The organism is Streptomyces olivaceus, from assembly GCF_000721235.1.
Taxonomy (GTDB): Bacteria; Actinomycetota; Actinomycetes; order Streptomycetales; family Streptomycetaceae; genus Streptomyces; species Streptomyces olivaceus.
In genome coordinates this window covers 1-14,730 of sequence record NZ_JOFH01000047.1, presented here as the reverse complement: position 1 = coordinate 14,730, position 14,730 = coordinate 1, and the positions used below count along the sequence as shown (strand labels likewise).

General features: G+C 71.8%; 13 protein-coding genes. 8 read left to right on the top strand and 5 right to left on the bottom strand.

The features are described from left to right. Positions 1 to 103: 103 nt before the first annotated feature. From araD to IG94_RS0134105, 3 genes are read right to left on the bottom strand one after another with little or no spacing between them, the layout of a single operon-like run. On the bottom strand, positions 104 to 1,843 hold the full coding sequence (gene araD, locus IG94_RS0134115; protein WP_031046539.1) for an L-arabinonate dehydratase: 1,740 nt from the start codon (positions 1,841 to 1,843) through the stop codon (positions 104 to 106). Beyond that, positions 1,840 to 2,748, bottom strand: a complete 909-nt coding sequence (locus IG94_RS0134110; RefSeq protein WP_031046536.1) for a dihydrodipicolinate synthase family protein — start codon at positions 2,746 to 2,748, stop codon at positions 1,840 to 1,842. The genes araD and IG94_RS0134110 overlap by 4 nt, the downstream gene beginning before the upstream one ends. After that, a complete protein-coding gene (locus tag IG94_RS0134105) occupies positions 2,745 to 3,413 on the bottom strand; it encodes a GntR family transcriptional regulator (protein ID WP_031046533.1) in 669 nt (222 codons plus the stop codon). Before IG94_RS0134105 ends, IG94_RS0134110 begins: the two co-directional genes overlap by 4 nt. Positions 3,414 to 3,820: 407 nt before the next feature. Here IG94_RS0134105 and IG94_RS0134100 point away from each other — a divergent pair, with 407 nt between their 5' ends. Further along, positions 3,821 to 4,729: a zinc-binding dehydrogenase gene (locus IG94_RS0134100; RefSeq protein ID WP_031046531.1), complete on the top strand. Its 909-nt coding sequence runs from the start codon at positions 3,821 to 3,823 to the stop codon at positions 4,727 to 4,729. A 70-nt stretch (positions 4,730 to 4,799) separates the two neighbouring features. After that, positions 4,800 to 5,717, top strand: coding sequence for an AraC family transcriptional regulator (locus IG94_RS0134095; protein WP_031046528.1), 918 nt, complete (start codon positions 4,800 to 4,802; stop codon positions 5,715 to 5,717). Between the two features lie 240 nt (positions 5,718 to 5,957). Here IG94_RS0134095 and IG94_RS0134090 read toward each other — a convergent pair whose 3' ends face one another. Both IG94_RS0134090 and IG94_RS0134085 read right to left on the bottom strand, forming a co-directional pair. Next, positions 5,958 to 7,127, bottom strand: coding sequence for a hypothetical protein (locus IG94_RS0134090; protein ID WP_031046525.1), 1,170 nt, complete (start codon positions 7,125 to 7,127; stop codon positions 5,958 to 5,960). Further along, positions 7,124 to 8,074, bottom strand: a complete 951-nt coding sequence (locus IG94_RS0134085) for a 5-dehydro-4-deoxyglucarate dehydratase (protein ID WP_031046522.1) — start codon at positions 8,072 to 8,074, stop codon at positions 7,124 to 7,126. The genes IG94_RS0134090 and IG94_RS0134085 overlap by 4 nt, the downstream gene beginning before the upstream one ends. Before the next feature lie 288 nt (positions 8,075 to 8,362). Here IG94_RS0134085 and IG94_RS0134080 point away from each other — a divergent pair, with 288 nt between their 5' ends. From IG94_RS0134080 to IG94_RS0134055, 6 genes are all read left to right on the top strand, one after another. Beyond that, positions 8,363 to 9,184: an NAD-dependent epimerase/dehydratase family protein gene (locus IG94_RS0134080; RefSeq protein ID WP_031046513.1), complete on the top strand. Its 822-nt coding sequence runs from the start codon at positions 8,363 to 8,365 to the stop codon at positions 9,182 to 9,184. Between the two features lie 283 nt (positions 9,185 to 9,467). After that, positions 9,468 to 10,238, top strand: coding sequence for a DeoR/GlpR family DNA-binding transcription regulator (locus IG94_RS0134075; RefSeq protein ID WP_031046512.1), 771 nt, complete (start codon positions 9,468 to 9,470; stop codon positions 10,236 to 10,238). A gap of 151 nt (positions 10,239 to 10,389) precedes the next feature. Further along, a complete protein-coding gene (locus IG94_RS0134070) occupies positions 10,390 to 11,760 on the top strand; it encodes an ABC transporter substrate-binding protein (protein WP_031046509.1) in 1,371 nt (456 codons plus the stop codon). Beyond that, entirely contained in the window at positions 11,757 to 12,701 is a 945-nt protein-coding gene (locus IG94_RS0134065; protein WP_031046506.1) for a carbohydrate ABC transporter permease, read from the top strand. The genes IG94_RS0134070 and IG94_RS0134065 overlap by 4 nt, the downstream gene beginning before the upstream one ends. Further along, positions 12,698 to 13,579: a carbohydrate ABC transporter permease gene (locus IG94_RS0134060; protein ID WP_031046503.1), complete on the top strand. Its 882-nt coding sequence runs from the start codon at positions 12,698 to 12,700 to the stop codon at positions 13,577 to 13,579. The genes IG94_RS0134065 and IG94_RS0134060 overlap by 4 nt, the downstream gene beginning before the upstream one ends. After that, the gene (locus tag IG94_RS0134055; protein WP_031046500.1) at positions 13,576 to 14,565 is read left to right on the top strand and encodes a zinc-dependent alcohol dehydrogenase family protein; all 990 of its coding nucleotides are present in this window, start codon (positions 13,576 to 13,578) and stop codon (positions 14,563 to 14,565) included. The genes IG94_RS0134060 and IG94_RS0134055 overlap by 4 nt, the downstream gene beginning before the upstream one ends. Positions 14,566 to 14,730 lie beyond the last annotated feature (165 nt).

Here is a 14,730-nt window from a genome sequence, read left to right as displayed (position 1 = left end):
CGTCGTGCATGCGTGCGTGCGTCGTGCGTGCGTCGTGCGCGGCCCCATGGGAAGCGCTTTCTCCACGGGCAGGGGTGGGCCCGGAACCCCGCCGACGGCGGGGTCAGCCGGCGTAGGGGCCCTGCACCTTGCCCGGCCGGGCCAGGAACTCGAAGTCGCAGCCGGTGTCGGCCTGGGTGATCTGTTCGTCGTAGAGCGCGCCGTAGCCGCGTTCGTAGCGGGCGGGCGGCGGCGTCCACGCGGCCCTGCGGCGCTCCAGCTCCTCGTCGTCCACGCCCAGGTGCAGGGTGCGGGCCGCGACGTCGAGGGTGATCGGGTCACCGGTGCGCACCAGGGCGAGCGGTCCGCCGACGTGCGACTCGGGGGCCACGTGCAGCACGCACGCGCCGTAGCTCGTGCCGCTCATCCGGGCGTCGGAGATCCGGAGCATGTCGCGCACGCCCTGTTTGAGCAGGTGGTCGGGGATGGGCAGCATCCCGTACTCGGGCATGCCCGGGCCGCCCCTGGGACCGGAGCCCCGCAGCACCAGCACGCTGTCGGCGGTGATGTCCAGGTCCGGGTCGTTGATGGTGCGCTGCATGGTCCGGTAGTCGTCGAAGACGACGGCGGGCCCGGTGTGTCTGAGCAGTCGGGGCTCGGCGGCGATGTGCTTGATGACGGCGCCGTCCGGGCAGAGGTTGCCGCGCAGGACGGCGACCCCGCCCTCGCTCGCGACCGGGTTGCCGCGGGGCCTGATGACGTCGTCGTGGTGGACGAGCGCGCCGTCGAGCTGCTCGCGCATCGTGTCGTGGCAGACGGTGGGCCGGTCCAGGTGGAGCAGGTCGGTGATGCGGGAGAGGAAGCCGGGCAGGCCGCCGGCGAAGTGGAAGTCCTCCATCAGGTACGTCTGTCCGCCGGGGCGCACGTTGGCGAGCACCGGCACCGTGCGGGCGATCCGGTCGAAGTCGTCGAGCGTGAGGGTGACGCCCGCGCGGCCCGCCATGGCGATCAGGTGGATGACGGCGTTGGTGGAGCCGCCGAGGCCGAGCACGGTGGTGACGGCGTCCTCGAACGCGTCGGCGGTGAGGATGTCGCCCAGTTTCCGGTCCCGGTGGACGAGTTCGACGATCCGCAGACCGGCCGCGGCGGCCATCCGGTCGTGCCCGGAGTCGACGGCCGGGATGCTGGAGGCGCCCGGGACGGTGACGCCGAGGGCCTCGGCGGCGGCGGTCAGGGTGGAGGCGGTGCCCATCGTCATGCAGTGGCCGGGCGAGCGGGCCAGGCCGCTCTCCAGTTCCTGCATCTCGCAGTCGCCGATGAGGCCGGCCCGCTTGTCGTCCCAGTACTTCCACATGTCGGTGCCGGAGCCGAGGGTCTCCCCGCGCCAGTGCCCGGGGAGCATGGGCCCGGCGGGCACGAAGACCGCGGGCAGGTCGACGCTGGCGGCGCCCATCAGCAGGGCGGGGGTGGACTTGTCGCAGCCGCCCATCAGTACGGCCCCGTCGACCGGGTAGGAGCGCAGCAGCTCCTCGGTCTCCATGGCGAGGAGGTTGCGGTAGAGCATCGGGGTCGGCTTCTGGAAGGTCTCGCTGAGCGTGGCGACCGGGAACTCCAGCGGGAAGCCGCCCGCCTGCCACACCCCGCGCTTGACCGCCTGGGCGCGGTCGCGCAGGTGGACGTGGCAGGGGTTGATGTCGGACCAGGTGTTGAGGATGGCGATGACGGGCTTGCCGAGGTGTTCCTCGGACAGGTAGCCGAGCTGGCGGGTGCGGGCGCGGTGGCTGAAGGAGCGCAGCCCGTCCGTGCCGTACCACTGGTGACTGCGCAGTTCCTCGGGGGACTTCGGCTGGGTTCCGGGATTCATATCGACCATCCGGCGGCGATGGCGGCGATCTCGGCGCGCTCGCTCTCGGGCAGGGGCTTGCTCGGCGGGCGGACCTCCCGCCGGCACAGGCCGAGGGAGGCGAGGGCCTCCTTGACCACGGTGACGTTGTTGGCGGAGCCGCCGGCGGCGCGCAGCTCCTCGAAGCGGCGGATCTGCTCCCAGACCTTCATCGCGGCCGGGTAGTCGCCCGATCGAAGCGCTTCGATCATATTCAGCGAAACGGCCGGGGCGACGTTCACGAGCCCCGAGGTGAAGCCGGTGGCGCCCGCGCTGAAGTACGAGGGCGCGTACGGCTCGGCCAGTCCGGCGACCCAGACGAAGCGGTCGAGACCGGCGTCGCGGGCGAAGGCGGCGAACCTGGCGGCGTCCGGGACGGCGTACTTCACGCCGACGACGTTGGGGCAGTCGTCGGCGAGTTCGGCGAGACGGGCGCCGGGGAGCTGTGCGTTGCGGAGGTAGGGCACGACGCCGAGTTCGGGCACGGCCCGGGCGATCGCGCGGTGGTAGTCGACCCAGCCGCCGTGGGAGACGTAGGGGTGAACGGGCTGGTGGACCATCACCATGGAGGCGCCCAGGTCCCGGGCGTGCCGGGCGGAGGCGACCGCGGTCGGCACGTCGTGGCCGACGCCGACCAGGATCGCCGCGCGCCCGCCCGCCTCCTCGATCGTCAGCTCGGTGACGAGGCGGCGCTCGGCCGGGTCGAGGGCGTAGAACTCGCCCGTGTTGCCGCCCGGGGTGAGGGTCCCGATGCCGCCGTCGAGGAGCCGGCGCAGCAGGGCCCGGTGGGTGGCCCGGTCGACGGAGCCGTCCTCGGCGAACGGGGTCACCGGGATCGCCACCACGTCGGCCAGGGCCGCCCGCTGGCTCTCGAACGTCGCTGTCATGCCTGACCGTCCTCTTCCTGGGCCGGAATCCCCGCTGAGGGGAAGGCCCGCTCGACGAACGACGCGATGTGCGCGTGGAGGGCGCGGGCCGCGGCCCCCGCGTCACCGGAGAGGGCCAGGCGCAGGATCTCCTGGTGCTCGCCGGCCTCCCGGTCCCAGGAGGGGTCGGCGGCCCAGGCGACGGCGGAGACGAGGGCCGCCTGGTCGCGGACCTCGTCCAGCATCCGGCCGAGCAGCGGGTTGCCGCACGGCACGTACAGGGCGCGGTGGAACTCGCGGTTGGCGAGGGACCGTTCGGCCGTGTCCGCGGCCCGGTCGGCCCGGGCGAGCGCGTCGCGGGCGGCGTCCAGGGACGCTCCGCGCCGCACCGCGCGCCTGAGCGCCTCCGGCTCCAGGAGCAGCCGCACGTCGTAGACCTCGCGCGCCATGTCCGCGTCCACCATGCGCACAGTGACGCCCTTGTACTGGCTGTTCACGACCAGCCCGGTACCGGCCAGCGTCTTGAGCGCCTCGCGCACCGGGGTCTTGGAGACCCCGAACTGGGCGGCGAGGTCGGTCTCCACGAGGGCCTGGCCGGGCGTCAGCCGGCCGGTGAGGATACGGCGTTTGATCTCCTCCAGCACGTACTGCGTGCGGGAGGGGATCGGCGTGGGCACAGAGGTCATGTGCGCCTCTCGGATATCGCGTATCGCGTCTCATATATGACGTACGGAGTACGACGCGTTGAAGGTAAGAGGGGCGCGCGACCGCGTCAATGCTTCTGACAAAAGGAAGTCGGGCAGTGTCCGGCGTTCCTGGTCGGGGCGGTGGCCGCCGTCACCGGGGCGGGGCGTACGCCGCCTGGAGCGCTTGCCGGGTCGGGCCGGTAGTCCTGGCCCGTCGGCCGGGCGCAGGGCTCGACGCGCCGCGAGCCGCGCTGACACAGATCGTCAACTGATTGATTCTCACGGGTCTGGTCGCTGTCCCGGTCCTGCGTAGGGTTCCAAGAAGACAGCAGTGCGGCATTCGCGCACTCGATCTGTTGCCGCGCCGAATGTTCAGGCACCTCCGCGAGAGAAGGAAACACACCCCCATGCGCGCCCTTGTGGTCGATCACAGCGAGGCCGGACCCGTCCGGTTCGCCGATGTCGATGAGCCCGTACCGTCCGCCGGTGAGGCGCTGGTGGAGATACAGCACATCAGCCTCAACTTCGGAGAGCTGAATTACGTGCGCCAGTGGCCGGACGGCGCTGTGCACGGTCACGACGCGGCCGGCGTCGTGGTGCGCGCCGCGTCCGACGGATCGGGACCGCCCGAAGGTACGCGCGTCGCAGTGGGAATGGCTCCGCACGCGTGGGCGGAGCGGGTGGCCGTCAGCCCCGCCTCGCTCGGCACCGTCCCCGAGGGCGTGGATCTGGCCGACGCCGCCGCGCTGGGGATCGCCGGGGTCACCGCCTTCCGGGTGCTGCGCAAGCGTTCCGTGCTGGCGCGCGACGTGCTGATCACCGGCGCCAGCGGGGGCGTGGGGCACTTCGCCGTCCAGCTGGCGGCGCTGGCGGGCGCCCGGGTGACGGCACTCGTCGGTTCGCCGGAGCGGGCCGCCGGGCTCCGTGAACTCGGCGCCGACAGGGTTCTGACCGACCTGGCTGAGACCGGGGACCGGTTCGACCTCGTCCTGGACACCGTCGGCGGCCCGCTGGTGGCCCAGGCGTGGAGTTCCCTCGCCGAGGGCGGCACCATCCACCTGGTCGGCTACTCCTCGGGGCAGGAAACCACCTTCCCGGCAGGTTCCTTGTTCGGCTTCGGTGAGCCCCGCAGCATCACCACCTACGGCGACATGACGCCGACCGGCGGGGAGCTGACGGACCTGCTGGGCCTCATGGCCGCCGGGAAGCTCTCGGCACCGGTCGGACTCCGAGGCGACTGGCAGGGCGTGGCCGACGCCGTCCGGGCCCTGTTCGCACGGAAGGTGCACGGAAAAATCGTTCTTGCCGTGACCTGAAGCTGTGGACGAGGACACATGCGTAGTCGGCCGTCGGCGGCGGTTCGCGGCGGTGGAGGAGAATGGCCCCGTGGATGTACTGGCGGAGGTCTTGCATGTCTCGGGTGCGCGTGGGGCGCTCGGAGTCGTGCTGAAGGCCGGAGGGACCTGGGGCCTGTGGCTGGATTCCTTTCCGGGAGCGGCACTGCACGTGGTGTCCCGCGGCACTGTGTGGCTCCACGTCCCGGGCGAGAAACCGCTTCAGGTGCAGGCCGGAGACTCCGTCCTGGTGCCGCCGGGCACCGCCCACGGGATAGCCGGCGGCGCCGACGTGACGATGGGTTCCTGCGACCGGGAAGAGGCGGCCCGGGCCATGGGCGATGGGCGGGCCCTGCGTCTGGGCTCGGCGCCGGTGCAGACGGAAGTGATCGTCCTGCACTATGAGCAGGACCCGGAGGTGCACACACCGGTGCTTGCCTCCCTCGCCCGGCCGATGCACGTCACCGCCCGGGAGAACGCGCAGCTCGGAAGGACCGTCGAACTTCTCACCGCCGAGTTCGCACAGCCGCAGATCGGCACCACCGCCGCCGTCAACAGCATCGTCGACCTTCTGCTCGTCCAGTTCGTACGCGCCTGGCTGGCCCGCCACCCGCAGGAGCAGCCCGGCTCATGGCTGGGAGCGATGCGTGATCCGGTCGTGAGCGACGCTCTGGCACGGGTCCACGCCCAACCGGGACGCCCCTGGACCACGAAGACCCTGGCCGCCGCGACGAGCGTCTCGCGGGCAACGCTGTCCAGGCGTTTCCGGGCCGCCCTCGGGCAGACGCCGGGCGCGTACCTGACGCAGTGGCGCATCGACCTGGCGTCCGTCCGGCTCCGCGACACCGATGAGCCGGTCGAATCGATCTCCGGGGCGGTCGGATACAGCTCTCCGCACGCTTTCAGCCGTGCCTTCAGACGTGCCCGAGGCACTGCCCCGGGCGAGTACCGTTCTCGACTCCGCAAGTGATCCTCGCAAGTGATCCGGGTCGGGAGAGGCCAGGAGCAGGCAGGGACCACCCGGAAGGCGCCGTCATCCACCACCTGGGACGAGAGACCTGCCGCCCTCCGGCACTCGGACGGACTGGGCCGGGCGGGCACTGACCCGGTGACGGCGGGCGTGGTCCCCCCGCCCCCGCCGCGGCCCGGATGGCCTGCCCCTCGCCGATGGCCGCCCCGGCCCCGTCCCCCCGCCGCAAGCCCCGCCCGGTCACTCCACCCCGAGCCCCGCCCGCACCGCCTCCAGGTCCGCGTCCGACGCCAGCCCCGCGTGATAGAGCCGCAGTTCCGTCGCGCCGAGGTCGCGGGCGCGGGCCGCGTCGGTGGCGAGGGTGCGGGGGCTGCCACCCATGCCGGAGACGACCGTGAGGTTGGCGGCGAGGACGGTGCCGGGGCGGGCCTGTTCGGCGAAGGGGGAGAGCAGGCCCGCCCCGCCCGTGCAGGGCACGGCCACGCCGTCCACGACGGACAGGATGTGCGCGGGGTCGACGCCGGCGTTGGCGCCGCAGTGGTGGGAGACCGGGTCGGCGTGCATCAGGACCTGGAAACCGTCGGGCGCGGCGGCTCGGACGGCGGCGACCGCCGCCTCCTGGAGCGTGCGGGCCCGGTCGTCGCGCCAGGCACGCGTGGCGTCCGCCGTGGTCTCACCGAGGAGAGCGCCCACGCCCGCCCAGCCCCCGTCCGAGGGCGCCGTCCCCCGCCAGACGGGTTCGAGCGCGGCGCGCACCGCGGCGGCCAGTTCGTCGGGGTCGAGGCCGTGGTCGCCGTACCCGTCCCCGCAGGCCGGGCAGAAGCAGAGGGACATCAGGTACTGGCCCGCGTCCCCGAGGGCCACCCCCGCGATCTTGTCGTGGGCGTGCAGGTGGGCGAGCCCGTACCAGCCCAGCGACTCCAGCTCGGTGCCGCGCGACCCCGGCCGCACCGCCGCCTCGGCGGCCAGGTCGGTGAGGTAGGCGCGGGTGGCGGGCTGCGCGATGCACGGCGCCCAGGGGTAGCGGTCGCCGTAGGCGTTGACGACGGAGGTGTGCGGCTGCTCGGCGCCGAGGCGGGAGCTGTGGGCGAGGACGACCCAGGTGTGCACCTCGAGGCCCGCGTCCGCGAGGGCGGCGGCGGCCTCGCCCCAGGCGTCGCCGGGCGCCCAGTCGCCGGCCTCGTAGGGGCGCGGGGCGCGGTCCTTCCAGCGGGCCGCGTCCGGCGGGTAGAGGACGGCGGCGTACTCGGCGGTGACGACGCGGTGGCGCGGGTGGCGGGGGGTGAGGGCGCGGGTGGAGTGGTAGGCGGCGGCGAGCGTCACCTGCGCCACGCCGAGGTCCGCGACGCGGGCGGCGGCGTGCGGGTCGCCGTTGACGTCCCAGGGGTAGACGAACGCCGACGCCTTCATCGGGCGGCCCCGTCCTGGAGCAGCGCCTGTCCCCGCTCGATGATCCGGGCGAGCTGCTTCACGTGGTCCTCGGCCGGCTCCTGCAGCGGCGTCCGCACCTCGCCCACGTCCAGGCCGCGCAGCCGTACGCCCGCCTTGACCAGGGCGACGGCGTATCCGCGTCCCTTGTCCCGCAGTTCGACGAACGGCCGGTAGAAGCCGTCCAGCAGACGGTGCACCGTGGCCTCGTCGCCCGTGCGCAGCGCCCGGTGGAAGGCGAGGGCGATCTCGGGGGCGAAGCAGAAGGCGGCGGAGGAGTAGAGCGTGACGCCGAGGGCGCGGTAGGCGAGCTGGGTCTGTTCGGCGGTCGGCAGTCCGTTGAAGTAGAGGAAGTCCCGGCCGGGGAGTTCCGTGCGGACCGTGCTGACGATGCGCTGGAGCAGGTCGAGGTCGCCGAGCCCGTCCTTGAGGCCGACGACGCCGTCCGTGCGGGCCAGTTCGACCACGCTGCGCGGGGTGAAGACGGCGTTGTCGCGCTGGTAGACGATCACGGGCAGGGCGGTCGCGGCGGCCACCTCCCGGTAGTGCCGCACCAGGCCCTCCTGCCCCGCCGCCACCAGGTACGGCGGCATGGCGAGGAGTCCGTCGGCCCCGGCCTCCTCGGCGAGGCGGGCGTAGCGCACGGCGAGGGCGGTGCCGTAACCGGCGCCCGCCAGTACCGGCACCCGGCCCGCCGCCTCCTCGGCGGCCGCGCGGACGCAGGCCTGGAACTCCTCGGGCGTGAGGGCGTGGAACTCGCCGGTGCCGCAGCAGGCGAACACGGCGGCGGCACCGGCCTCGACCCCGCGGCGCACGTGGGTGCGGTAGACGTCGAGGTCGAGTCCGCCGTCGGGGCCGTAGGCCGTGACGGGGAAGAAGAGCGGCCCGCTGGGCGCGGTGAGCCGGGCGGCGAGAGGGGCTGAGGTCACGGGCGCTCCCCATTCCGGATGCACGGTGGTCGTCATGTTCCACGCAAGCTGCACGCAGTCGTCAGAGCAGCCGTCAGAGCAGCCGTCAAGCAGCCGTCAAGCAGTCGTCATATGCATGATCTGCGTCCATATTTCTGAACGCGACCACGCTAAGCCGCCTCGTGAACACCGTCAAGCAGGCGCCCTCTTGACGCGGGATCACCCCTTCCTTAGCGTGTCCACGCATATGAACGCTAGGTACGCATTCGTACGACTGCCGTTGCTTCAGCAGACCCAGGAGTCCCGAGGATGCCCGCTCCCCGCACCGTCCTGCTCACCGGCGCCGCAGGCGGCCTCGGCACCCTGATGCGGGACCTGCTCCCCGGCCACGGCCCCGGCGGGGGGTACGCGCTGCGCCTGCTCGACATGCGCCCCGTCGAGGGCGAGCCGGAGTCGATCGTCGCCGACCTCGCCGACCGCGACGCCCTGCGCGAGGCGGTCCGGGGCGTCGACGCGATCATCCACCTCGCGGGCATCTCCCTGGAAGCCTCTTTCGAGAAGATCCTGGCCGCCAACATCGAGGGCACGTACAACCTGTACGAGGCCGCCCGCGAGGAGGGCGTCGGCCGCGTCGTCTTCGCCTCCTCCAACCACGCCGTCGGCTACACCCCGCGCCCGCAGGGCGACGATCCCCTCATCCCGATCGACACCCCGAGGCGCCCGGACACCTTCTACGGCCTGTCCAAGTGCTTCGGCGAGGACCTCGCCCAGCTCTACTGGGAACGGCACGGCATCGAGACCGTCTCCGTCCGCATCGGCTCCTGCTTCCCGGAGCCGACCAGCGTGCGCATGCTCTCGGTGTGGATGAGCCCCGCGGACGGCGCCCGCCTCTTCCACGCGGCACTCACCGCCGAGAACGTGGGGCACACCGTCGTCCACGGCTCCTCCGCCAACACCCGCCTCTGGTGGGACCTGGCCTCCGCGCGGGCGCTCGGTTACGAACCGCAGGACGACTCCGAGCCGTACGCCGCGAAACTCCTGGCGGAACAGGGCGAATTGGACCCGGCCAACCCGGCGCACACCCGCCTGGGCGGCCCCTTCGTGACCGACCCCCCGATCTGGCCGTACTGACCGGAAGACGACCGTCAGAGGGCCGCACGGCGAGCGGACGGGCACCGATCGGGCCCGTCCGCTTCCGCATGCGGGCATCCGCGCTGCCCGTTCTCACCCCGCCCGGCGCTGCATTGCTGGTCCAAGACGGGCACCCAGCGCCGGAAACGGGCACACCCGGGCAGTATCGGATCCGCAACAGGCCTGGTCAGCGGGGCATGTCCGCTGTAAAACATCCCACAAGGGCCGCACAGGCCCGAACGGGCAACCACACGGCAACGAGGCGGTGAGGCAGGTGTTCGGCATGGGCACGAGGACGGCGGAGGAACGCCAGCGCGAGATCGTGCGGGCCGCCCGCGCCACCGGCTCGGTCGACGTGACCGCGCTCGCCGCCGAACTGGGCGTCGCCAAGGAGACCGTACGACGGGACCTGCGCGCCCTGGAGGACCACGGCCTGGTCCGCCGCACCCACGGCGGCGCCTATCCGGTGGAGAGCGCCGGGTTCGAGACCACGCTCGCGTTCCGCGCCACCAGTCACGTACCGGAGAAGCGCAGGATCGCCTCCGCCGCGGCCGAACTGCTCGGCGACGCGGAGACGGTCTTCGTCGACGAGGGCTTCACCCCCCAGCTCATCGCCGAGGCCCTGCCCCGGGACCGTCCACTGACCGTGGTCACCGCGTCCCTGCCGGTCGCCGGCGCGCTCGCCGAGGCCGGCGACACCTCCGTCCTGCTGCTCGGCGGCCGGGTCCGCTCGGGCACCCTGGCCACCGTCGACCACTGGACGACCAAGATGCTGGCCGGCTTCGTCATCGACCTGGCGTTCATCGGCGCCAACGGCATCTCCCGCGAGCACGGTCTCACCACCCCCGACCCCGCGGTCAGCGAGGTCAAGACGCAGGCCGTCCGGGCCGCCCGCCGCACGGTGTTCGCGGGCGCGCACACCAAGTTCGGGGCGGTGAGCTTCTGCCGCTTCGCGGAGATCGGCGCCCTGGAGGCCATCGTCACCAGCACCCTGCTGCCCACGGCCGAGGCCCACCGCTACTCCCTGCTCGGACCACAGGTCATCCGCGTCTGAGCCCATCGAACCGACCCGGCCCACCCCGGCCCACTCCCCTCCCCTCCCGTTCCCTCCCTCCCCTCACCACTCCCCCGCAAGCCACCCTCACACCCTTCTCTCCCTTTTCTTTCCCATGCCCCATACCTCCCCATATGTTCAGGAGCGATCCATGCGAACCCAGAGCCGACGGAGGCCGCGAGTCACACTCGCCATGGCCGCCGCAGGGACGCTGCTCGCCCCGCTGCTCTCCGGCTGCTGGGTCGGGGCGGGCGGCGCCGGTTCCGGCGGCAACGCCATCAACGTCCTGATGGTCAACAACCCGCAGATGGTCGAGTTGCAGAAGCTCACCGCCGACCACTTCACCAAAGAGACCGGCATCAAGGTGAACTTCACCGTCCTGCCGGAGAACGACGTCCGCGACAAGATCAGCCAGGACTTCGCCAACCAGGCCGGCCAGTACGACGCCGCCACCCTCTCCAACTACGAGATACCGATCTACGCCCGCAACGACTGGCTGCACGAGATGGACTCCTACGTCGCGAAGGACGCGGCCTACGACGAGCAGGACATCCTCGGCCCGATGCGCGAGTCCCTCACGGGCGACGACGGCAAGCTCTACGGCCAGCCCTTCTACGGCGAGTCGTCCTTCCTGATGTACCGCAAGGACCTGTTCGCCAAGGCGGGCCTCAAGATGCCCGAGCACCCCACCTGGACGCAGGTGGCCGAGTTCGCCGAGAAGCTCGACGGCTCCGAGTCCGGCATGAAGGGCATCTGCCTGCGCGGACTGCCCGGCTGGGGCGAGCTGATGGCGCCGCTGACGACGGTCGTGAACACCTTCGGCGGCACCTGGTTCGACACGGACTGGCAGGCCCAGCTCGACTCCCCCGAGTTCGAGAAGGCCACGAAGTTCTACGTCGACCTCGTCCGTGAGCACGGCGAGTCCGGCGCCGCCCAGTCCGGCTTCGCCGAGTGCCTGAACAACATGACCCAGGGCAAGGTCGCCATGTGGTACGACGCCACGTCCGCGGCCGGCTCCCTGGACGCCGCCAAGTCCCCGGTCAAGGGCAAGGTCGGCTACGCGCCCGCCCCGGTGGAGAAGACGGACTCCGCCGGCTGGCTCTACACGTGGGCGTGGGGCATCCAGAAGGCCTCCCGCAACTCCGACAAGGCCTGGAAGTTCGTCTCCTGGGCGTCCAGCAAGGAGTACGAGCAGCTGGTCGGCGACGAGTTCGGCTGGTCCAACATCCCGGCCGGCAAGCGCGCCTCGACGTACGAGAACCCGGACTACGTCAAGGAGGCCGCCGCCTTCCAGGAGATGACCAGGAAGGCCATCGAGGGCGCCAAGCCCAAGGATCCCGGCGTGCAGCCGCGGCCCGCGCCCGGCATCCAGTTCGTCGGCATCCCCGAGTTCACCGACCTCGGCACCAAGGTCTCCCAGGAGATCAGCGCGGCCATCGCCGGACGCCAGTCCGTCGACGAGGCCCTGAAGAAGTCCCAGCAGCTCGCCGAGCAGATCTCCGAGGAGTACGAGGGACGATGACCGCCACCACAACGGCCCCCTCGGCCGCACCAGACGCCACGCGCCCCGCCGTCCGACCGCCGTCCGACCGGCTGCGCGCCTGGGCCACCCGCGCCCCGCTCCTGCCCGCCCTGATCTTCATGATCGTGGTCACCCAGCTGCCCTTCGTGGCCACGCTGGTGATCTCCTTCTTCGACTGGAACGCCCTCTACCCGGACGCCCGCAGCTTCGCCGGCTTCGGCAACTACGGCGACGTCCTCGGCGACGCCGCGCTGCGCAAGTCGGTGTGGACGACGATCCTGCTGACGGTCGCGGTGGTCCTGGCCAGCCTGGTGCTCGGCCTGGGCCTCGCCCTGCTGCTCGACCGGAAGTTCAAGGGCCGCGGCATCGTCCGCACCCTGCTGATCGCCCCGTTCCTGGTGGTCCCGGTCGCGGCGGCGCTGCTCTGGAAGCACGTCCTCTACAACCCCGAGTACGGCCTGCTCAACGGCCTGCTGCACTACGTGGGCGGACCGCAGCCGGACTGGATCTCCAACACCCCGCTGATCGCGGTGGAGTTGTCCCTGGTGTGGCAGTGGACGCCGTTCATGATGCTCATCCTGCTGGCCGGGCTGCAGAGCCGGGACCAGCAGCAGATCGAGGCCGCCCGGGTGGACGGCGCGGGCGACTGGCAGATCTTCGTCCACCTCACCCTGCCCCACCTGCGCCGCTACCTGGAACTCGGCGCCCTGCTCGGCTCGATCTACATCGTGCAGAACTTCGACGCGGTCTTCACGATCACGTCCGGCGGCCTGGGCACGGCCAACCTGCCCTACACCGTCTACCAGAGCTTCTACCAGGCCCACGAGAACGGCCTCGCCTCGGCCGCGGGCGTCCTGGTCGTCATCGGTTCGATCATCATCGCCACCTTCGCGCTGCGCGTGGTGTCGTCCCTGTTCCGCGAGGAGGTTGGCCGCGCATGAGCGCCACCGCCGTACGACCCGCCACCACCGGCACCACCACCCAGCGCCCCCGCACCCGCCGCAAGGCCGGAGCCGGCCTCGGCCTGGTGGCCTGGCTCGCGGGCATCGTCTTCTTCCTCCCCATCGCGTGGATGGCGCTGACCTCCTTCCACTCGGAGTCGGACGCCGCCACCAACCCGCCGTCCTTCGCGGCGTCGCTGACCCTGGACGGCTACCGCGAGTTCTTCGGCGCGGGCGGCGGCGCCAGCCCCTGGCCGGCCCTGATCAACTCGGCCGTGGCGTCGATCGCCTCGACCCTCTTCGTGCTGGTCCTGGCCCTGCCCGCCGCGTACGCCCTCTCCATCCGCCCGGTGAAGAAGTGGACCGACGTCCTCTTCTTCTTCCTCTCCACCAAGATGCTGCCGGTGGTGGCGGGCCTGCTGCCGATCTACCTGTTCGCCAAGAACACCGACATGCTGGACAACATCTGGCTGCTGGTCATCCTCTACACCTCGATGAACCTGCCGATCGCGGTCTGGATGATGCAGTCCTTCCTGGCCGAGGTCCCGGTCGCGATCATCGAGGCGGCCCGGGTCGACGGCGCCAAGCTGCCGACCATCCTGGCCCGCGTGGTCGCCCCGATCGCCCTGCCCGGCATCGCGGCCACCTCCCTCATCTGCTTCATCTTCAGCTGGAACGAACTTCTCTTCGCCCGGGTTCTGACGGGAGTGGTCGCCGAGACCGCCCCCGTCTTCCTGACCGGCTTCATCACCAGCCAGGGCCTCTTCCTGGCCAAGGTGTGCGCCGCGTCGCTCGTCATCTCCCTGCCGGTGCTCGCCGCGGGGTTCGCCGCCCAGGACAAACTGGTCCAGGGCCTGTCGTTGGGAGCCGTGAAATGAAGGCCGCCGTCATCGAGTCCGTGGGCCGCGCCGTCGTCACCGACGTCCCCGACCCGACTCCGGGGCCGCGCCAGGTCGTCGTCGAGGTCGCCGCGTGCGGCCTGTGCGGCACCGACCTGCACATCCTGCAGGGCGAGTTCGCGCCCAAGCTCCCGATCGTGCCGGGCCACGAGTTCGCCGGCGAGGTGGTCGGCGTCGGCACCCAGGTCACCGAGGTGGCGGTGGGCGACCAGGTCGCGGTGGACCCCTCCCTCTACTGCTACGAGTGCCGCTACTGCCGTGCCGGCCACAACAACCTGTGCGAACGCTGGGCGGCCATCGGCGTCACGACGGCGGGCGGCGCCGCGCAGTACGCGGTGGCACCGGTGGCGAACTGCGTCAAGCTCCCCGAGCACGTGCGCACCCAGGACGCGGCCCTGATCGAGCCGCTCTCCTGCGCCGTCCGCGGTTACGACGTCCTCCAGTCCCGCCTCGGCGCCCACGTCCTGATCTACGGCTCCGGCACGATGGGCCTGATGATGCTGGAGCTGGCCAAGCGCACGGGCGCGGCCAGCGTCGACATGGTGGACCTCAACCCGACCCGCCTGGAGACGGCCCGCGGCCTCGGCGTCTCGGCCTCGGCCGCGACCCCGGACGAGCTGGACCGCCCCCAGGGCTGGGACCTGGTCATCGACGCCACGGGCAACGCGGCGGCGATCCAGGACGGCCTGGACCGGGTGTCCAAGGCGGGCACGTTCCTCCAGTTCGGCGTCGCCGACTACGCGACGCGCGTCCAGATCGACCCGTACCGCATCTACAACCAGGAGATCACCATCACGGGTTCGATGGCGGTCCTGCACAGCTACGAGCGCGCCGCGGAACTCTTCGCGAACGGCGTCCTCGACCCCGACGTCTTCATCAGCGACCGCATCGAGCTGGAGCGCTACCCGGAGGCACTGGAGCAGTTCGCGGCGGGAGTGGGCCGCAAGATCGTGGTCGTGCCGTAGCTCTCCGCCCCCGGCCGACGGCCGGTATCTCCAGCCCGTCCGGCGTTTGAGGACAAGGCCGAAGGCCGACAAAGGGAGGTCTGGGGGCGCAGCCCCCAGGGACGGGAAGGGAAGGGGCGGCGGGGGCGACCCCCCTCCCCGCCCCACCCGCCCAGCCCTCCACCT